The following is a 19,574-nucleotide window of genomic DNA, read 5'->3' as shown; positions in this document are numbered from 1 at the left end:
GGCCCCTCGCAACCTTGCAAGGGTTTTCCATGGCCAACGTCACGCTTCTTCGAGGCAATGCGCTTCAATATCTTCTGGATCAGATTGCGACATCGGTTGCAGCCGAGGCAACAGCCCGCGATACGGCAATCAACCGTCAGCGCCTTGCCTTGCGCGATACCGGAATCCTCAATCTGACCAACATCGGTGGGACGGGGAACGCTATTACGGCGGATTTGCATCCCACGCTTCAAGACGCTGGCATTACGACGCTAAGCGGCGCATCCGAAATCGAATATATCCCTTCCGCAACGAACAGCGCAGCCAACCCCACGATCACGATTGGTGCAACCACCTTCCCCATCCGAAACTCGGATGGCGGCACAAGGCCTGCGGAGGCTTTCGTGGTGGGACGAAGCTATAAGCTGCGGCGTCGTGCCAATGTCCTTCGCGTCGTTGGCGGTGACGTGACTGTCAATGACCTGACCGGATTGTCGGCCTCTCTATCGTCGCGCCGGGTGGCTTCGATCTGGATTGTTAACTTCTCGGGAACGACATTCCCCAGTGGAACCGACACCGTAATCCAGCGGCAAAACAACTCCTTCAGCATCTGGGTATCTACTGGTAGTCAGCCCGATCCTCTCGATCCAGCTGTTCACCAGCAGGACGCAACCGGCCAATGGTGGATCAGGGCCTGGGATTCCGGTACGGCGGCACAGCAACTGGCGGACCTGCGCACCGAGGTCCGCGACGGCCGGGTATACTACGCTTCGGCGGACACTGATCCGAGTGGATCGGATATCCCCACCTGGGCTGATTTCGTCACCACCGGCCACAACGCCAGCGGAACGACGAGGGACTGGCGTCCCCGTGGTGCACCCGAGGACGGCCTTGAGACGGATAACGTCAAGTTGGATGCCAATGGCCGCTGGTGGGCCCGGATGCGGGATGCTGCGGTCGGTAATGCCATCCGGGACGGTGGAATCATCACAACGGTCAATATCGGGGGAACCGGAGACGCTATCACAGCGGATATCGCCCCATCATTCATCGAGGCAGGGATTACCTCTCTCGGCGGGGCCTCCGTGATCGAGTATATTCCGGTCGCTACCAATACCGGCAACAGCCCGACTCTGGCGATCGGCGGCCAGACCTTTGGCATTCGCAATGCAGATGGTTCTGCATGGCCTGCCGATTCCTTCGTGGTTGGACGCAGTTACGAACTGCGCCGGCGTGGCGGTAACCTTCGCGTGGCGAATGGTGACGCGACCAGCGTGGAACTGGCTGCCCTGTCGTTTCTGATTGGCGGCAAGGCCGATATCACCAACAGCGGAAAGGTCTTTTCATCTCGCGAAGGTGCCGTGAACGCGGGTCAGGATAACCTTGCCCCGGCCCTTGGCCGCGTCCTCACATTCGAGGGCGATTGGGTCAATGTTCGGGGGCCAAATGCTGGAAATGATCCGCTGTTCGAAGGATATCCGACCTGGGGCATTCTGGACCGCATCCCCACCTACCGGGTGATCGATGCTCTGATCGCTGATGTTCTTGAACGGGCAACACGCGAAGAACTGAACGAGGCCATCTCGACTGAAGCCCGCGAGCGCATCGAAGCCATCGCGGAACTTGATGGAAATCAATGGCCGGGCGACGACAGCATCGTCGTTGACGCGGTGAACGGTGCCGCTCTGGTCACAAAGGGCGATGGCATTACCAGAGGCACCTTCTCGGCCGACGATGTGTTCGCGGGGGATTACCAAGATATGCTGCGCGCAGGCGAAGCCGGGGAGGTGCGTCAGCGCCTGCTCAATGACGGTTGGCCCGGTGATGAGGATGCCGTTCTGGTCGAAGCCGTGAATGGTCCCGCCGTGGTGGTGACCGGCGAAGGCGACATGAAGGCCACCTTGCTTCTGCGAGAGCCTGAATGGCCAGGCGACTGGATTGCCGAGGAACTGGTCGATGCTCGCGGTGTGGTTCTGCGAGGTATCGATGTCAGGGATGGCTCGCCCTATGGTCAGGCAGATGCACTGTCGAGCTGGCCGGGGGACTGGATCATCCCGGCCTATGAAAGCCTGAACAATGTGGTCCTGTTCGGCTTCGATGCCCGCGACGGTTCGCCCTACGGCCTTGGCACCGGCCCCAATCCCGGACCGAACCCTGACCCGGACGGTTCCGGCGTCAAGTTCGTTGACCCCGAGTTTACCGGGGATGTGTTCGGTGCCGTCGAGGATGCCAATGGCACGATCAAGTTCCTGACCCGGCTTGCCGATGGTGAAATGCTGGGGCTGGAAAAGCGTAACGGGATCTTCTTCGCCGACACCCAGCAGCTTGCCATCGCCGTTCTGGCCTTCGGGGGCGGCGAGACCGGCTTTGAATCGTCGCTGGAAGAACACCGCTGGCATGTGTTCGATGAGACGCTGGAGCCACAGGACATGGGCACGGCGGCAAACGGTCTGGCAGCGGCCTACCTGTCCAAGCAGCATCGCGAGGCGCGGGAACGGTCGATCATGTTCCCGATTGCCGAGGTCATCAGCTCGACCACCGAGGCGGATGCTCTGGCGGGTTCCCCTCGCCGTCAGCAGATCATCGAGCGCGTTCAATCTGCGGTCGCCAGCGCCGAGACCATCGGCAAGACACTGATGGCGGCATGGATCAAGCTGAGTCTGTTGAGCGGCGCACCTGCCACGCCCTTCGCCACGGCACGGGAACATTACGGCATGGTCGGCAATGGCCTGCGTCTGGATGTAGCCGAAGCCACCGGCCAAGGTGCTGCGCCCCTGCTGCTGGTGAACCAGTCCATCGGGACGCGGGCTGATGGCACGTCCGAGGTGATCTTGGCCGAGGGCCGTCTGGATTGGGATTTCTACTCGGTGGGCTTCGTAGTCCCGACGCCGCTCTATCCTTATCCGCTGGAGCCGGGGACGCTGGCCACGCCCACGCGGGATGCCCGGCTGCTGATCCGCGAGATCGAGACGCTGGCGCTGGCCGAATTGGGTCAGGGGCGCGAATGGTTCTGCCCGTCACTGGAAGAAGCCACGATCGACGGCAGCACGATCACGGCCCGCTGCGCCACCATGTCGCCATTGGTGATCCGGGATCCGGCGAACCACGGCTTCAGCTTCGCAGAGGCTGGGGCACCCGCGATCAGCGGCGTCAGCGTCTCGGGCAGCTACGCCACGATCACGCTGGCCTCGGCCCCGACCGGGCCGCTGACCCTGCAATACGCCTTCGGCCAGACTGGCGATCCGGGGGACGGCTTTGCTGCCAACCGGGGCAGTCTGACCGATGAGTGGGAGCATGTTTCCCTGCATGTGCCCGGCAACATCCTCCACCGCTATGCCCGTTCGGGCCGCGTCAACGTTCAGTAAGGATTTCGTCATGACCCAGAAGATCAACACCATCATCGACCGGCCGGTTACGGATCTGCGTCACTTCACCTCGGTCCTGAATGCTGAGCCTCAGGTTCAGCATATGTGGACGGCCATTCGTGAAAAGACCTATCGCGACCCTACGGATGGTCTGCTGCGCATCCCCGCTCGCAAAGGCGATATTCCCATGGCCGCCAATGATGACGCTGTGGAATGGGGCAGCCGTGGCCGGTATGAAGTGCCGTTCTTTCCTAACCTTGGGGGAAGCACTGGAAGGTATCGGGCAACCATCCCAAACCTCGGAAACGTTGTTTCTGTCCTGCTTAACGGCAACGTCTCTCAAGGCGCTACAGAGGCATGGAGCCTTCGCTGGCCGGATGGTTCTTTCTGGTGGTTCCAGCCCAACCGCAACGGCAGCCGCGCCACCGCGAACAATGGCAGTCATTGGGACTTCACGGCCAACCCTTCCCCCTTCGACCAGTGGAACTTCAACGCGGTAGTGATCGACTTCGCGGCAGGCCAGATCTTCCACAGCCTGAACAACGGCGACTTCGACCAGGGCGTCAGCCCATCCGGGGGGACGATCTCGATGCCGCCTGCTGGCGATGTGACTGTATGGATGGGGGAAGGGACACCTCCGCAGCCCTTTGCCGAAGGAAGGATCTCCGATCTCGCCATCGTTCACGGCGACGTTCGCACCATGCCCGAGTTGATGACGGCATGGAACGAGTACAACCAGACGGCTTATCCGGGGTAATCCAATGGTCAACCACCTGATGATCGCCTTTGACGATCTGTTCAATTACAAGGACTTCATTCAGGCGTCAGGCAAGTGGGGGCGCAGCCCGTTCGGTATCGAGGTGTCGCTGCCGAATCTTGCGCGGTTGGAAGCCCGCTCAACATCGTTCAGGCGCGCTGCCTGCACGATCGCTGCCTGTGGTCCCAGCCGGGCCTCGATCATGTCGGGCTATAGCCCCTATGAGACGGGGGTGCTGAACGACGAGAACTGGCGGGATCATATCAAGGTCGAGCAGATCTGGTCCTACCATCTGCGACAAGCCGGCTATTGGATGGGCACTGTCGGCAAGGTGTTTCATGGGTATGTGCCACAACCCAGCAGCGTCTATCAGGCACTGTATGACTCTGAACCTTTCACCGTCATCCACAACCCCTCGACTGAGCGGACCGATTGGGGTGGCCTCTATGGGATCGGCTTCGACAACGAGGAACACTGGTATGATGTGATGGTCAGCGAAACCACCGCTGACTTCCTCGCCAATATCGCGCCGGGCATCGCCGCAGAAGGACGGTTCTGGCACTGGGAGGCTGGATTCCATCACCCGCACAATCCCTGGTACACCCCGAACAGGATCTATGAGAGCATCGATCTTGACGATATCGTCATGCCGGAGGACTGGCCTCTGTCGTGGGATCTTCTGCCGTTTGCCGTGGCGTTCACCGGTATGGGCCAGCATCTGGGCTCGCCCAGCCCCAGCACATGGGATGAAGAACGGATTGACTGGTGGCGGAAAAGCGTCCGCAACTATATCGCCGCCGTCATCTTCGCAGATGAAAAGCTGGGGGTGATCCTCGATGCCCTTGAGGCCAGCCCGTTCAACGACAATACGCTGATCACCTGCTGGTCGGATCACGGCTATCACCTGGGCGACAAGGGCGTCTGGCACAAGTTCAGCCTTTGGGAAGAAGCCTGCAACGCGCCCTTGCTGATCTCGGCGCCGGGCCAGACCACGGGACGCACAGTGTGGCAGCCGGTGTCCCTCGTGGATATCGGCCCCACGGTTTGCGACTATCTCGGGGTTGATCTGCCGGATCACTTCCGGGGCATCTCGCTTCGTCCGCTGGTCGAAGGCGGCACCATGCCTGAAAGAATGATCCCCAGCTTCCATTATGGTTCGGCCTCGGGCGGCATCGATGACTGGCGGGTTTCGGTCTATCAGGACGAGACTTTCGAGTTCTACAACGTCATGACCGACCCGTGGATGAAGGACAACATCGCCGCACGAGAGCCGGACAACCCGTTGTTTCTGCAATATCGGGACATGCTCTACGAGGCTTGCCGGGATTGGGGCCTCGATATCGTGGCTGACGGCGCCATCATCAGGCCCGGCACTCCCTTTGCCTCGCTGCTGGGATGGGAACCGTCTCCGCACTCGCCCACGAACTCACTGTTCGTTATGGGCGATCTGGACGAGCGCGCCCGTTCTCCGAACTATCGTCGCATGTATCAGATGGGGACCATCTGGCGCGATCCGGCTGACAGGCTGATCAAGATGCCGTTGGGGGTCGGGTCGATCTATCTGCGCAACACCACCACCGGGGCAACCGTTGTCGGCAACGATGGCGGCAACTTCATCACCCTGGCTGGCGGCCGTGCGACAAGAACCGTCATCATGGGCGATGGCGATGACACCCTGTCAGGATCGCCCAACGGCGGCGCTGCCGTCACTGGCGGTCGGGTCATTGCTTACGGCGGTCGCGGCAATGATCTGATCTATGGCGGCAGCGGAACCGGGGGCTTTGGTCCCGGCAACAGTGAGCTTTATGGCGGTGCCGGCGATGACACCCTGATGGGTGGTGCTGGCAACGACCTGCTGATTGGTGGTGCCGGAGATGACAGTATCCGTGGTGGGGCCGGCGACGATACGATCATCGCTGATGCTGGCAACGACCGGATCAACGCTGACTCTGGTGAGGATCTGATCATTCTGCAGAACGGCTCGCACTTCGTCTGGACCGGTGCTGCCGGGACGGACACCGTGCGGGTCATGCGCACGGGACAGGTCCAGACCATCGGCGGGTTGACTGCCAGCGACGTGATCGACCTGTCAGATTGGGCTGGCATCCAGCCGGTGAACGTCGCCCTTGCAGGCGGGCAGGTGGAAATCACGGCGGCATTCGAGAAGGTCATTTGCGAGACCACCAACATCGCGTTGGTGGCAGGCTGTATCACAGGAGCAACGGTAGCGGCATGAGCGAGGAACGTGAACTAGAACCGGGCGGATACGACGCCATCCAGCAAGGCTGCACCTGCCTCGCCCGAGACGGCGAGCCGCAGGACAACGAGCGTTGGGGCGACCTGTGGCTGACTAGAGGCTGTCCGCTGCATGATCCGAATGTCGAGACGTGCGGTGGTTAGTCCGAGCGAAGATCGCGGGGGTGGCGTTGTTCACCGCCGCGGACGCATTTTTCAGCGCTGTGGATGCCGTCGGGACGATGGGATTTGACGATCCGTTGTCGTTTGGCGCAGGGCTGATCGCCCTGCTGGCCTATGTCGCCGCAACGCTGGCCCTCGATCAGTAAAGATTATACTGACCGTTAGTCGGAATTGGACGATGTTTTCACCCAGTATCCCAGTGCTTCTATTATTATATCAGCCGCATCGAAACCTTCACCTCTACCGTCAGGTAGGGTTGTGAAAAGTCGCTCTTGGTCTTGGACAGATAGTAGATTTTCACCCTGATCGATCATCCAACCATTGTGCCAGCGCACAGTAAAAAAATTAAAATTTTCATGAGAATTTGGCAACGAAACAATCATATGATTATTGTATTCCGCAACGGTTAGGGGAATAGGCGATTCCAGTTTCCGAATTTTTTCAGCCAATCCCGTAAGAAACATAGCGGTCTCTACCTGAGTTTCGTCCTCCATGTCGATCTCGCCTTGTGCCCGGCGCATCCCTCGGGCAAAAATATCTGCACTATTCATCTCAAGCCCCTCAATCCTGAATTTTCTTCAGAAATTGTGCCTCCTGACGGCATGATGCGTCAAGAATTTTAGGGTCTACTGAAGGAAGAATGATAGGCGACATTCGCGCGGACCTGCCGCGGCATCTACCAGTGGCGTTCATTTAGTGCTAAAACACCACTGACGGGCACATAGGAAGTGCGCCCTTGCTTCAAGGCAAGAGGATACTTCCGTGCGCTGCACCCATCAGTTCTGCAACCAATCCACGCCGGGAACTCCCCGGCAAAGGGGGGCGTGATGGACCCGTCAAAGGCAGTTGACCGGCTGGCATCCGGCAACGCGATGGAAATCCTCGCGCTGATGCTGGCCTTCGCAGTTGGCGCGATCATCGCTCTGCATCGTCAGAACAACAAACTTCAGGACAAGCTGCTCGATGTCACACGCGAAATGTCGAAAGAGCTTCGCGAACTGACGACCCAAACGAACACCGTAATCAATGCCTATGGTGAGGCAATCAAGCAGGCCGTCCGAATATTGGAGGGTCGAAAATGATGCGGATCATTCGGCAACTGTGCGGCAAGGGCCGTCGCGAAGCCGAGGCCGACGAAGAACTGCGCCGGCACAAGGAAGCCGTCGCCCCTGAAAAGCGCAAAATCAGTGAAAATGTGGCCACGGTTGAAAGGCTCGTGCGCCAGCTACAGAAGGACACCACGGCATGGCACTGATCATCGGGACAATCGCCATTATCAACGCGGTCGGTCTGGTGATGATCGTCTGGGCATTCCGCACCAGCCTGCGGGTGGTTGGCGAGGCGACGTGGTGGTTCGTCGTCGGGTTCGCCCTCCTATCGTTCATCCTGATCTTGCGGGGTCTCTATTGGGACGTGGCATTGCCGCTGGCGCGCGCCTATGCGCCCGGCGCTGCTGCTGCGTGGTCGGAATTGGTCAGCGGTCGGATGTTCAACGTCGTGTTCAGCGGCTTGATGATGCTGTCGATCTATTGCGCCCTGAAATGCCGCCAAGCCCTGATCCCCGCTCACGAGCGAGCGGATTGGCCGTGGTGGAAGGCATGGATGCACCCCACGAAAATCCGCTTCTGGTGAGTGCCCGGTGATGAATCTGCACCCCGTTCAATGGAGAACGCCATGACGAAAGACGCTATCCGGTCGATCCAGACCGGCCTTGCCGCGCTGGGGCATGATCCAGGCAAGGCTGATGGCCTGTTCGGCCCAAAGACCCGCACCGCTGCGGAACGCTGGCTGGCCGCCGACGGCAAGGCCGCAGCCACCCAAAAGCCCGTCTCCAGCACGGGGGCGATGATCTATCAGGGGGCTGCGCGGTATCCCGTGGACGAGATCATTGTGCATTGCAGCGCGACGGCGCCGGCATGGCTGGCTGGCCGCCCTCTGGCCGACAAGCTGGCCGAGATCCGGCGATGGCACACATCGCCGTCGAACAACTGGAACGATATCGGCTATCACTGGATCATCGACCGCGACGGCCAGTTCCTGCCCGGCCGGGCCGAGAACGTGATCGGCGCCCACACGGGCCAGCAGAACAAGAACCGCGGCACCATCGGCATTTGCCTGCTGGGCGGCCTGGGCTCGACCGAACGCGACCCGTTCAGCAAGAACTTCACTGCCGGCCAGGACTCGTCCCTGCGCTATCTGATCGGCGTTGTTGCAGAACTCCGTTTTCTGAGGGATTCACACTGCGAATCCAGTGGGCTAAGGGGCGAGTATGAGCAAGCCTGAGCCGACCCGCTACCGCACGATGAACTGGAAGTCCTACAACGATGCCTTGAAGCGGCGCGGGTCCCTTCTGATCTGGCTGGACAAGGACATGGTTTGGCGCGCACCCAAATCCGGATGCAATGGTCGGCCGCCGGTCTTCTCTGATGCCGCGATCCAGTTCTGCTTGATGGTGAAGGTTCTGTTCGGCCTGCCTCTGCGGCAAACGACAGGGATGGTGGCGAGCATCCTTTCGATGGCCGGGCTCGACTGGCGGGTGCCCGATTTCTCGACCCTGAGCCGCAGGCAGAAGCGCATCACGGTTCAGATCACGAGCCGCCGTGCGCCGGGGCCGCTGAACCTGCTGGTGGACAGCACCGGGATCAAGTTTCTTGGTGATGGGGAATGGCTTGCCCGCAAGCATGGCCCGCATCGCCGACGCCAATATCGTAAGGTTCATCTGGCGATGGACACGGCTACAGGTGACATCCGCGCCGTCGAATTCACCTCAAGCCGTGAAGGCGACAGCCCTGTTCTGCCCGACCTGCTCAACCAGATCCCAGAGGATGAACAGATCGGCACCGTCACCGGCGACGGTGCCTTTGACACCCGACGCTGCCACACCGCGATCCTGGATCGAGGCGGCACCGCCATCATCCCGATCCGGAGGAATGGCCGTCTCTGGAAGGAGGATTGCCCCGCAGCCAGGGCGCGCAACGAGATCCTCCGGGCAACCCAGCGCTTGGGCAGGGCCATATGGAAGCGCTGGTCAGGTTATCACGTCCGAAGCAGGATCGAGGCAAGGATGCGCTGCCTCAAGGCCTTCGGTGAACGCATCTCATCACGAGACCCGGACCGCCAGACCGCCGAAATCCATATCCGCATCGCCCTCATGAACCGCTTCAATGCCCTCGGATCCGCCGAGATCAAACGCGTGGCATGAACTCAACGCGGAAAGGGAAAACTGCGCTCACACACTGACTTCTGCAACAACGCCTATCTGATCGAGGCCATTAGCGCCCGCACGGTGATCAAGCGGATCACCGGACACAACCAATATGCGGCGCGCGCCTGTCCCGGTTTCAACGTCCCCACATGGCTTAAAGGAGCCGCCTAACATGACTGCCATCTTCTTTCTGCTTTCTGTCGTGCTGATCGTCTGCGCGATCATCTTCCTGTGGCGCCTCGCCCCGCTGCTGGCGGCCGCCTTCATTCTGCTCGCGCTGCCCGTGTCTGCCGCTGGTATCGGCGCCATCGCAAACCCCATCATCGACACTGCTCAGGTCCAGATCGTGACATGGATCGTGGGTGGGGTCATGTCTGCGGGCTTTGCAGCTTTGTCGTGGTTCGGATCGAAGATCGGTATTCGATTGGTCGAGCGGCTGAACCGGCAGACCATCGAGGAATCGGCCACCCGCTATGCGAACAGCATCATCGACCTGCTGCAAGCCCGCTATCTTGGCGCCACCACGATCGGCCAGCCCGACCTGTCCGACCTGATCCGCACCGGCATCAGCTATATCAAGACCGGCAACCCCGGCACGGTGAAGGCCACGGGCATCACTGACGACCGAATCGGCACCTATGTCCGCGATGCTATACAGCAGGTGAAGTCTGACAAGCTGGCCGATGCCTTGGCCAAGGCGGGCGCGCTTTAAGGCTGCTCGACCGGGCAACAGGAAAGCCCCGGCATCGTGCCGGGGCTTTTGCATTTTGGGCGGGTATTATTCAGATCCTATTCCTGCCTCGGTTCGAAAAGCCGGAGGCAGTTGGTTCAGATCACCAGCCACAGCGACGTGCTGGTTTTTCCTTGCGCTGCGGTGTCTTGTGGAGTGGATGGTGGAGCGGTAGCTTTGAGCCCACTGCAGTCATTTCCGCTGGACGCGCGAGCCGCAGCCGCAGCATGGAGGCCGGCCAAGAGCAGACCGTCGGCAGTCAACACCGCACCTCGCCAAGCACCCGCACTTGGTTCAGCCTGACGAAGGGATGATACAACAGGGCCATGTGGTGCTCACCCCGATCTGCCGCTTGAAAGCTGCGCTGGAAATGCCAAAATGCGCGCGAAACTCAGTGAGGCGCGAGATGGCTTTCAAGAAGAACAGGTCAAAGCAAGACATTCATGACAACCCCATCGATCTGTTCAGATCGCTATCTCGTCGCAAGTTTCCCACCGAAATGCCGCATCAGCGTGCGATAATAGAATCATACGTCAAGGAATCTCTTAAAAGCAAAGACGTTGCGCTGCAACTTCCGACGGGTAGCGGTAAAACACTCGTGGGGACTCTTATTGGAGAATGGCGCCGCCGAAAGTTTAACCAACGAGTCGTTTTCCTCTGTCCAACTCGACAGCTTGTAAACCAAACGGTCGAGCAGTGTCGGGAAAAATACGGAATGGACGTTCTTGGCTTTACGGGGTCTAAAAAGATTTATGACCCGAGCGCTATTGCAGAATATAGACAATGCCGCAAAATTGCAATTACAACATATCAGAGCGTGTTTAATACTAGACCATTCTTTGATGACGCAGATACGATCATCATTGATGATGCCCATGCTGCTGAGAACTACATCAGCAAAATGTGGTCTCTAGAGCTAAGCATTACAGATGAGAAAAGCAAAGCGGCTCTGCAAGCAGTATCCAACATCCTAAAGCCTCACATCGGCCGGCTAGATTTCTCGATTCTAAATGGGGACGCGAAATCTTTCGCCGATGTGGGATGGGTAGATAAGATCCCCACGCCAATCCTATGCAAGATCGCTGATCCATTGACCGAGGCATTGGATGTTCATGCGCATGGCACTGATCTCTCATTCTCTTGGCAACTGCTTCGTGAACACCTCATGGCTTGTCATGTCTACATATCTTATGGCGAAATCTTGATCAGGCCTTTAGTTCCACCAACTTGGACGTTGAGCGCCTTCGAAGCTGCAAAGCACAGAATTTATATGTCTGCGACTTTGGGGGAAGGAGGCGATCTGGAGAGGCTGACTGGTCGAGAAGTTGTATCCAGACTAGCGGCACCATCTGGCTACAACTTGGAAAGCGTTGGGCGGCGATTCTTCATGTTCCCTGGAATGTCGCTGCAAGAAGGCGATATTCAGGATCTACGCCTAGAGCTAATTAAAAAATCGGGTCGCGCTGTGATCTTGACGCCGAGCAAGAAAGTCGCCCTGAAGGCAATCGAGAAAATCGAGGAAATTGGTTTTCCTTTCTTCTCCGCAGAGGATATTGAAGTATCTAAAACGGCTTTCACTCAAGAGAAAAATGCGGTTGCCGTTCTAGCCGGGCGATACGACGGACTAGACTTTCCAGATGACGAGTGCCGAATGCTTTGTGTGGACAACCTTCCTAAGGCGTCCAACTTGCAAGAAAGGTTCTTTTCGAGAAAGATGGGAGCGGAGCTTCTGCTCAGTTCTCGCATCCAGACGCGAGTAATTCAAGCAATTGGTCGATGCACACGAAGCCTGCAGGATAGGTCGGCGGTCTTTATTTCTGGCGAAGAACTGCAGGACTATTTAACCGATAAAAATCTGCGCCAGCACCTTCTGCCGGAACTTCAGGCAGAGATCGATTTTGGTGTCGAGCAGTCAATCGGCGTTTCGTCTTCAGATTTCAAAGACAATTATGAGATATTCCTCGAGAATGGTGATGATTGGCATGAGGTTGACGGGAACATTATCAGTGAAATTAAAACTATGCAGAAAATTGATTTTCCTGCATCGGCTGAACTGGCGGCGTCCGTTCGGAATGAAGTTAGATACCAGAAAGCAATTTGGGCCTCAGATTATGAGAAAGCCCTTGAAGAAGCGCGGTCAGTTCTCGGGCATCTTTCGGCACCTGAATTGCGTGGATACCGAGCGCTTTGGCATTACTTAGCAGGATCGGCAGCATTCCTGCTAAGTCTGCAGGGCAACCGAGCAGCTACCGAAACCTCTAAAGACCAATTCAGGTCTGCAATCAAGGCGGCCACCAATCTTCCGTGGACATCAACCCTCCTCCCCAAAAATGAACTGAATGACGCGGAAATCAGCACTGATAGAGAAATTGCGCTTCAGGTAGAAAGAATTGAGGGTAAGCTCATCAAACTCGGAATGAGTCATGACAGAAAATTCGCCGAACTAGAGAGAGAAATTTTACAGGGTATAAACGGTACAAAGAACTTTGAGAGAGCTCAGGTTTTGCTCGGTGATCTTCTAGGATTTTCATCAGGAAATGATGAAAGCGATGCGGCACCTGATCCCTGGTGGCTTGGAGAAACTACTGGTATCGTATTCGAGGACTATGTTGGTGCTGAGCAAGAGACGTTGGGCGCGAACAAAGCACGGCAGGCAGCTAGCCACCCGAGGTGGTTGAAAGAGAAAGTTGCTGCTGCAGAGGGATGTGACATACTGTCCGTCTTAGTAGGCCCGGTGACAAAGGCACATGAGGGGGCATTCCCTCACCTTACAACCGTATCCTACTGGTCCACGGAAGATTTCCGAGCGTGGGCTTTTAATGCTTTAGCAACGCTGCGCCAGCTTAAAACTCAATTGCATCGGGAAGGCGACCTCGCATGGCGAGCAGACGCTGCGAAAACGCTTGACCAAAGCGGGTTGTCGATGGCGGCGATCAGGTCCGAGCGTCTCAACAATATAGCCGCTGAAATGTTGAGCCCTGCGTAATTTACATGAATGAACGCTGATAAGCCTTGCCTCAGGCGAGGCTCATCTGCTGCCCCTTTTCGGTGGCAGATTTTCAGCGCAGGTAAACCCTGCTGTTGATCAAACTGTTGCCTGCTGCACGACGTGACCGACTGTCTCACTCGCAACAAGCGGCCGCTTCCCGGCCGCGTGAGTCGTTGTTTTTGCGGGAGCGAGGTGAATTCTGCAACGTAGCGAATGGCAGGATTGTCCGCTTAGCTGTCATTGCTAAGCCCAAACTGTTCTCCCCGCAACTCACCCCCGCTCGAAGAACCCCGGATGCGGCTTGTTGACGCCAAACGTGATGGTTCCGGCCCCGAAACGCTGATTGATGAAGTCCACCGCCGCCGAAGCCCGCTCGCCCGTGCTGCGTTCGGCCGGTGCCAGAGGGGCCAGCAGATCCCCGATCCGGTTATCCAGCATATCGACATCGCCAAGCTGCACCCCGATCCCCAGAAGCTGCACCCGGCTGATGCGCGGCCATGCCTCAATCCAGAGGGTGCGATTGATCCGCAGAAACTCGGCCGTGTCCTGCGTTGCCGCCGTCTTGACGGATCGTGCCCACCGCGGCGCGTCGAGCGGCGATAGATGCAGGCTGAATGACCCGGCCACGCGCCCATCCCGGCGCAGGCGGGCGGCCGCCTTCTCGATCAGCCAACGGGATACAAGATAGGCCTCGCGCGGCCGGCGAAGATCGGGCGCCAAGACCTTGCTGTTGCCATAACCTCCGCGCTTGGTCGGCGCGATCTCGATCTGCATGCCTTGAAGCATCCGCACAAATCGCTCGCCCTCGACCGATCGCCAGATAAGGCGTGCATGGCGCGGATCGAGCCGACACAGTGCCTCAACGTCATAGACGCGGGCCCGCATCAGTCGCGCCTTCATCGAGCGGGATATGCCGGGCAGATCATCCAACGCCAGATGCGCAATGCGCTCCGGCATGTTCTCGGCCGACAGCCATTGAAAGCCGTTCGGCTTCTCCAGCTTCCCGGCGATCTTCGCCAGCAGGTGATTGGGGCCAATGCCGGCGCTGAACCGCAGGCATTCCCCGACTTCGACCGCGACAGCCTGTTTCAGCGTCGTGACCAGGGCGCGCGCGCCGTCCAGCCCGGATGTCTCGCCCGACAGCCCTATCTGGAACTCGTCCACGCTCCTGATCCGCTCCAGTTCGGCATAGCGATCAAGCACGGCGGCGACTCGAAGGTTGAAGCGCACATAGAGCCGGTGGCGCGACGGCAGGAACACGATGCCCGGGCAGAGTCGCCGCGCATCGCCAACGCTCGTTCCGGTTTTGACGCCAAAGGCCTTGGCCTCATAGCTGGCCGCCACACAGCATCCCTTTTCATTCTCCATCGCCGTGATGGCCACAGGCCGTCCACGGATCATTGGATCGAGTTGTTGCTCGACCGATGCGAAGAAGCTGTTCATGTCGATGTAGAGCGTCCGAAATGGTCCCATGACTGTCTTGCCGAATCTCTGTGAGGTCCCTTATGTTCTCTTTTTGTTCTAGTTGGGCAAGGGGTCGAAATGGACAGGGAAGCACAGTTGCGCAACGTCGCTTTCGGCGGGGCATGGTCAGAGCAGATTGTGGGTGATGAGCTTCTGGAAGCGTCCATGCAGCGCCTCGACAAAGCGGTAACCGACACACTTTACGAGGATTTGCGAGGATTTAAGGAGGTCGCCCGGGCGCTGGATATCGTCTGTGGATGCCATCCAAAGGGCGATCTTCTGCGCGCTGCCTGGTGGAAGGGGCTGACCATCACAAATTCGGGACTGCGGTCGCGAGAGTTGAAGCGAATTGCGGATGCGCTACGGTCGGGGATCGGTGAGCGCGTCAGGTCGGCCGGGCTATAGGGCATCGCGTTCCGAAGCATGATGGAGGAATGGCCGTGTGCAATCTCTTTGCCAGCAAGGTATCTCAGGACGCGCTGCGGCGGCTTTTTGAGGGAATGACCGACCGGGCCGGGAATATCCAGCCCGGGCTGATCTATCCCGACCAGTTGGCCCCGATCATCCGCAATGACGACGAGGGCCTTGAACTGGTGAAGGCGCGCTGGGGCATGCCTTCTCCGAAATTCGCGCTGAAAACGGAACGCGACCCCGGCGTGACAAACGTGCGCAATCTCGGATCGGGGCATTGGCGGCGCTGGCTTGGCCGGGCCCATAGATGCCTGGTGCCGGTCAGTGCATTCGCGGAGCCGATCAAGGGGAAGGGCAACCAGTGGTTCGCCTCGGCAGACCCCGACGCCACGATGTTCTTTGCTGGGATCGAGGTCCGCAGCTGGACATCGGTGCGCAAGGTGAAGGACGGCCCGACAGAAGATGACCTGTTCGCCTTCCTAACCTGCGAGCCCAACGCCGAGGTGAAGGCAGTTCACCCCAAAGCCATGCCGGTGATCCTGACCAAGCCGGACGATTGGCATGCGTGGATGGATGGGATAGCGGCGGCCATGTTGCAGCGGCCGCTGCCAGATGACAGCTTGGACCTGATAGACGATAACAAATTTTAAACCGTTGGACAAGAAATCTATTGAAAAATATTCGCAACGTGCCACAGTTTGTTCAGAAAAAGTTTACTCCGAGGAAATGATGGTGAAGTTTACGCCCGCAGAATTTAACTTGAAAGCATTTAATTGTCCATATTGCGGTGTGTATGCAAGGCAGTCATGGGGTTGGGTCGGCTACACGATGCTGTACAACGGAGGTGCCAATGCTAGCGAGGTTGATGATGATTGCTACGTTACACGCTCCAGCCATAGTCAGAAGATGCAAATACTTAATGGCATAAATATAAGCGTCTGTGAGCACTGCCACAAGTTTTCAATATGGATAAAAGATAGATTAATGCTCCCCCCAAATTTGAACGTGGATCCACCGCACGAGGACATGCCGGCTTCCGTTTCAACGATATACCATGAAGCAGCTGAAATTGTTGATGCCTCCCCTCGCGGCGCTGCAGCCCTATTGCGCGTTGCGCTAGAGCAACTCACCCATGAACTTGGTTGCGACCCTGATAATAGAATTAATGAAAAAATCGGTGAACTGGTGGCGAAGGGCGTTTCACCGGACGTTACAAAAGCGTGCGACGTGCTACGAGTAACAGGGAATAATGCGGCTCATCCAGCCGAAACGTTATTACTCGATGACAACCGTGACACCGCAATTTCTTTATTTCAGATTATTAATTACATTGTGGAGCAAACAATATCCCATGCAAAAAGGCTTGCCGATATGCACAACCGGCTTCCAGAGGGCGTGCGTTTGCAAATTGACAAGCGGAATCTAAAGGCATTGCCAAAAGGCGATTAGCGGAGGCGGAAAGCTTTACGCGGGCATAGGTACGGCGCATTTCCTTCGGGACGGCAGACCAATGGCGCTGGCAGATCCATTCCGACCAGCCGCGCTTATTGATGCAGGTTCGGTGGCAGCCCGGCGTGCAGCAGGTGATCCTAGCAGCCATGGCGCGCCACGCAGCAATTTGTTGGACGGATCACACCCGCCTGGGCGATAGTCGGTCTAGGAATCTCCTGAACAGGATCATCGCAATGACCACGACCTATCATTACACCGCGAAAAGAAAGGCTGATGGAGTAATCATCAAGACAGACACCATCATGGACCCCGGAGATCAAGGCATGGGAATGGCGGCAGCTGCTGTCCGCTCGGCGCTCGCCAGTAGCCATCCCGCGGCCGTAGATCTGGAACCTGATGACATCGACATCGAAATGTCTGTCGTCCTTCCTGGAAGCTAGATCAGTCACGGCGCTTTTCCTTCGGTGCATGAATTGTCGCGACGGTGGTGTTGATGTTGGTCCCGCTCTCGGTGAACGATCCGACCGGTAGGTCATCCCAATGCGGTCGCAGGTCATCCAGTTCGCCGTGGTCATAGCGGGCGGTTGCGGGCAGGATCGCGGTGAGCGTGCCGCCCGGCTTGAGGAACCGCAGCGCGTGGCGCACATGCTTGGCATAGTGACGGCCAGCGAAGGGCGGATTCATCACCACCCGGTCAAAATCCGGCGTTGGAGCCGTGTCGAGGAAGTTCATGCGCATGATGCGATGGCCTTTGGCCTCGCACATCGCCGCGCGGACCGGATCAACCTCGCAGCCCACCACATCGGCCCCGACGGCGCGCAGCGCGTCCATGAAGCGCCCGCATCCGCAGGACGGCTCCAGCACCCGCTGGCCCTCGATCCGATACTTGATCTCGGCCAAAACCCGCTCCACGACCGCCACAGGCGTCGGGTAATATTGAAGGTCCTTGCTGACATCGGTGCCGGTGCACTGCCGGGCCGGGCGATCCTCGGGGCAGTCGGGCAGCACGTCGCCGTAATATTCGGCCAGCGCCCGGTTGATGTCGCGGAGCGTGGTGAGATCGAAAAACAGATGGCCGTTGCCGTTGGCGAACCGTTTGAGCCAGACGCCACGCGGCGGAAATTCTACCTCGGGCCGGTGCCCATCCCCCGGCGCGGTCCATGCCTCAAGAAGCGCCTCTCCGTCCCTCATCAGCGCCTCGATCTCGCGATATTCGATCAGCGGCTTGCCCTGATAGGCGGCCAGAGCGTTCAGTATGTCGCGCAGGCGGTCCCGGCCCCACGAACCATAGCCGGTCACGTTGGACAGAATTACGCGCTTGGGCAGGCCCTTGACGCCGATCTTCATCTTCTCGTGGCTCTTGAACGCCGGATCGAGTTGGGCGAATACCTCGGCCATGCCGCGCAGGACGCTGCCCCATGGATCCGATATCAGATCGCCAAACGCATCGCGGATATTCTCGACAGTGAAGGGCGGCGGCGCGCTGAACATCTGTTCATAGCGGCGCTTGTCGGTGGCGCTGGAAATCGCCTCCAGCCCGTAGAGGTCATAGACATGCCGCCACGCCGACTGCAGCAGCGATTGTTTCAGGTTGCTCAGATAGATGCCGCGCCCGGTGTCCAGCGTGACGTTGCCCCATGTGCCGCCGATCGTGGCAGCGGCTTTCAGCGCGCTTCCGGCTGCCTCGTATTCGGACAGCGCGCCCTCTAGCGCCTCGCGCTTGGCCTCGTATTCAGCGACGATCTCGGACGGCTTGCGGCGGCCGGTGGTGATCTCGGAACCGGTCAGGATTTCGGGGCGCGCGTTCACGGCGCCACCCCCGAATCAGAAATGCAGCCGCGCGCGCGATCCGCGCTTGCCCGTGTTGCCGGAATGGATACAAGATTGGGGCGACGGATCAGCCGGTTTGAGCCGTTGCGGGTATGCTTGACTGGTTCACAGTTAGGTTCACAATATGGAGCGTAAATTACGTATAAGTAATTGATATTATTGAGTCGAGATTTTGAAGTGACGGACTTCGTCTCCGCCACAACATCCTGAAATCGTTGAATTTTCCAGAAATCTCCGCCGAACCAGCTAGCGGTTTGGGGTGCGCCCTCGTTACCAAACGGTAACGCCCCCTCAGAATCCGGGCCTTTCAGGCGGCGTTTTCTATGGCCTGCCGGACCATCGCCGGCGTGATGCCCAGAAGGACGATCTCGGCCCTAAGCCGAAACCATCGTCGGCGTCCTGGCCGCGAAAAATCCGGATCTGTTCCGGAAGGTGCTCGACCAGGGAGATCGGGAAGATTGGGGAGCATGTCAGATTCCGGAAAAAGAAAGCCCCGGCGCGATGGCCGGGGCTTTGGAGGTTGGATCAGGCCGCGGACGGCGGGAGGGCGGCGACGGTATCGCGGTCACTCCACATGATAGCCGCGCCATCCTCCTCAGCATCATAGGTGATCTCATAGAGAGTCAGGTCGCGGTGGATGATCGGCTCCTCGGGGTCCATATCCCGGGCCATGCACATATCGATGTGCAGCTTGATCGCATCATCGAGGGCATCTGTGTCGCCATCGGGCACGACAGCGATGAGCGCGTCATTGACATAGGCGATGGTGTAGGTCTCGGCGCTGTCGATGGGGGTCACGTTCGGCATGGGTTTGGTCCTTTCGTTCCTGGCGGCTACATTGCCGCTCTCGATGACTCAAAGATACCCCGCCGCCCCCGGCCGCTCAACAACTTTAAAGTGTAATATATATATCTATCAATGGGTTGCGAAATACTTTATCCGATGACGGCGGTGTCGCAGGGCCGACGGAAGCC

Annotated in this window: 20 protein-coding genes; 16 read left to right on the top strand and 4 right to left on the bottom strand. The window is 58.4% G+C overall.

Going from position 1 to position 19,574, the window contains the following annotated elements; genetic code table 11:
* The first annotated feature begins 386 nt into the window (after positions 1-386).
* Genes JHW40_RS14430 through JHW40_RS14410 form a run of 5 tightly spaced genes read left to right on the top strand, consistent with a single transcriptional unit; the run spans position 387 to position 6,665 of the window.
* A complete protein-coding gene (locus JHW40_RS14430) occupies positions 387-3,344 on the top strand; it encodes a hypothetical protein (RefSeq protein ID WP_139208175.1) in 2,958 nt (985 codons plus the stop codon).
* A gap of 10 nt (positions 3,345-3,354) precedes the next feature.
* Positions 3,355-4,101: a hypothetical protein gene (locus tag JHW40_RS14425; RefSeq protein ID WP_090613418.1), complete on the top strand. Its 747-nt coding sequence runs from the start codon at positions 3,355-3,357 to the stop codon at positions 4,099-4,101.
* A 4-nt stretch (positions 4,102-4,105) separates the two neighbouring features.
* Positions 4,106-6,337: a sulfatase-like hydrolase/transferase gene (locus JHW40_RS14420; protein WP_090613415.1), complete on the top strand. Its 2,232-nt coding sequence runs from the start codon at positions 4,106-4,108 to the stop codon at positions 6,335-6,337.
* Entirely contained in the window at positions 6,334-6,501 is a 168-nt protein-coding gene (locus JHW40_RS14415) for a hypothetical protein (RefSeq protein ID WP_170851848.1), read from the top strand. Before JHW40_RS14420 ends, JHW40_RS14415 begins: the two co-directional genes overlap by 4 nt.
* A gap of 20 nt (positions 6,502-6,521) precedes the next feature.
* Positions 6,522-6,665, top strand: a complete 144-nt coding sequence (locus JHW40_RS14410; RefSeq protein ID WP_170851847.1) for a hypothetical protein — start codon at positions 6,522-6,524, stop codon at positions 6,663-6,665.
* 15 nt (positions 6,666-6,680) lie between these two features.
* Here JHW40_RS14410 and JHW40_RS14405 read toward each other — a convergent pair whose 3' ends face one another.
* Positions 6,681-7,070, bottom strand: a complete 390-nt coding sequence (locus JHW40_RS14405) for a hypothetical protein (RefSeq protein ID WP_139208174.1) — start codon at positions 7,068-7,070, stop codon at positions 6,681-6,683.
* Positions 7,071-7,346: 276 nt separating this feature from the next.
* On the opposite strand from JHW40_RS14405, the gene JHW40_RS14400 reads away from it, so the two are divergent.
* From JHW40_RS14400 to JHW40_RS14370, 7 genes are all read left to right on the top strand, one after another.
* Positions 7,347-7,601 (top strand): hypothetical protein, encoded by a 255-nt coding sequence (locus JHW40_RS14400; protein WP_090613412.1) that lies wholly within the window; start codon positions 7,347-7,349, stop codon positions 7,599-7,601.
* Positions 7,598-7,774: a hypothetical protein gene (locus tag JHW40_RS14395; protein ID WP_170851846.1), complete on the top strand. Its 177-nt coding sequence runs from the start codon at positions 7,598-7,600 to the stop codon at positions 7,772-7,774. Before JHW40_RS14400 ends, JHW40_RS14395 begins: the two co-directional genes overlap by 4 nt.
* Positions 7,765-8,151 (top strand): hypothetical protein, encoded by a 387-nt coding sequence (locus tag JHW40_RS14390; RefSeq protein WP_090613410.1) that lies wholly within the window; start codon positions 7,765-7,767, stop codon positions 8,149-8,151. The genes JHW40_RS14395 and JHW40_RS14390 overlap by 10 nt, the downstream gene beginning before the upstream one ends.
* Positions 8,152-8,181: 30 nt before the next feature.
* On the top strand, positions 8,182-8,802 hold the full coding sequence (locus tag JHW40_RS14385; protein ID WP_090613408.1) for a peptidoglycan recognition protein family protein: 621 nt from the start codon (positions 8,182-8,184) through the stop codon (positions 8,800-8,802).
* Positions 8,789-9,721, top strand: coding sequence for an IS5-like element ISPpa3 family transposase (locus JHW40_RS14380; RefSeq protein ID WP_026155396.1), 933 nt, complete (start codon positions 8,789-8,791; stop codon positions 9,719-9,721). Before JHW40_RS14385 ends, JHW40_RS14380 begins: the two co-directional genes overlap by 14 nt.
* Positions 9,722-9,896: 175 nt before the next feature.
* Positions 9,897-10,436 (top strand): hypothetical protein, encoded by a 540-nt coding sequence (locus tag JHW40_RS14375; protein WP_090617587.1) that lies wholly within the window; start codon positions 9,897-9,899, stop codon positions 10,434-10,436.
* 307 nt (positions 10,437-10,743) lie between these two features.
* Positions 10,744-13,440 (top strand): DEAD/DEAH box helicase, encoded by a 2,697-nt coding sequence (locus JHW40_RS14370; RefSeq protein ID WP_272848995.1) that lies wholly within the window; start codon positions 10,744-10,746, stop codon positions 13,438-13,440.
* A gap of 273 nt (positions 13,441-13,713) precedes the next feature.
* On the opposite strand, the gene JHW40_RS14365 is transcribed toward JHW40_RS14370, so the two are convergent.
* Positions 13,714-14,886, bottom strand: coding sequence for a DNA polymerase Y family protein (locus tag JHW40_RS14365; RefSeq protein WP_244519384.1), 1,173 nt, complete (start codon positions 14,884-14,886; stop codon positions 13,714-13,716).
* 99 nt (positions 14,887-14,985) lie between these two features.
* Here JHW40_RS14365 and JHW40_RS14360 point away from each other — a divergent pair, with 99 nt between their 5' ends.
* The 4 genes from JHW40_RS14360 (at position 14,986) to JHW40_RS14345 (ending at position 17,210) form a co-directional block, all read left to right on the top strand.
* Entirely contained in the window at positions 14,986-15,312 is a 327-nt protein-coding gene (locus JHW40_RS14360; RefSeq protein WP_090617591.1) for a hypothetical protein, read from the top strand.
* 95 nt (positions 15,313-15,407) lie between these two features.
* Positions 15,408-15,968: an SOS response-associated peptidase family protein gene (locus tag JHW40_RS14355; protein WP_272848994.1), complete on the top strand. Its 561-nt coding sequence runs from the start codon at positions 15,408-15,410 to the stop codon at positions 15,966-15,968.
* A gap of 4 nt (positions 15,969-15,972) precedes the next feature.
* On the top strand, positions 15,973-16,767 hold the full coding sequence (locus JHW40_RS14350; RefSeq protein WP_139208280.1) for a DUF4145 domain-containing protein: 795 nt from the start codon (positions 15,973-15,975) through the stop codon (positions 16,765-16,767).
* A gap of 236 nt (positions 16,768-17,003) precedes the next feature.
* Positions 17,004-17,210 carry a hypothetical protein gene (locus tag JHW40_RS14345; RefSeq protein WP_139208281.1) on the top strand — a complete coding sequence of 69 codons (207 nt, stop codon included), beginning with the start codon at positions 17,004-17,006 and terminating at the stop codon, positions 17,208-17,210.
* Position 17,211: 1 nt separating this feature from the next.
* On the opposite strand, the gene JHW40_RS14340 is transcribed toward JHW40_RS14345, so the two are convergent.
* On the bottom strand, positions 17,212-18,579 hold the full coding sequence (locus JHW40_RS14340) for a DUF4942 domain-containing protein (protein WP_090617597.1): 1,368 nt from the start codon (positions 18,577-18,579) through the stop codon (positions 17,212-17,214).
* A 546-nt stretch (positions 18,580-19,125) separates the two neighbouring features.
* On the bottom strand, positions 19,126-19,407 hold the full coding sequence (locus JHW40_RS14335; RefSeq protein ID WP_090617599.1) for a hypothetical protein: 282 nt from the start codon (positions 19,405-19,407) through the stop codon (positions 19,126-19,128).
* Positions 19,408-19,574 lie beyond the last annotated feature (167 nt).

This window comes from Paracoccus alcaliphilus, assembly GCF_028553725.1.
Lineage (GTDB): Bacteria > Pseudomonadota > Alphaproteobacteria > Rhodobacterales > Rhodobacteraceae > Paracoccus > Paracoccus alcaliphilus.
Note: the sequence above shows the minus strand (reverse complement) of the source record. Positions and strands in the feature narration are given on the sequence as shown.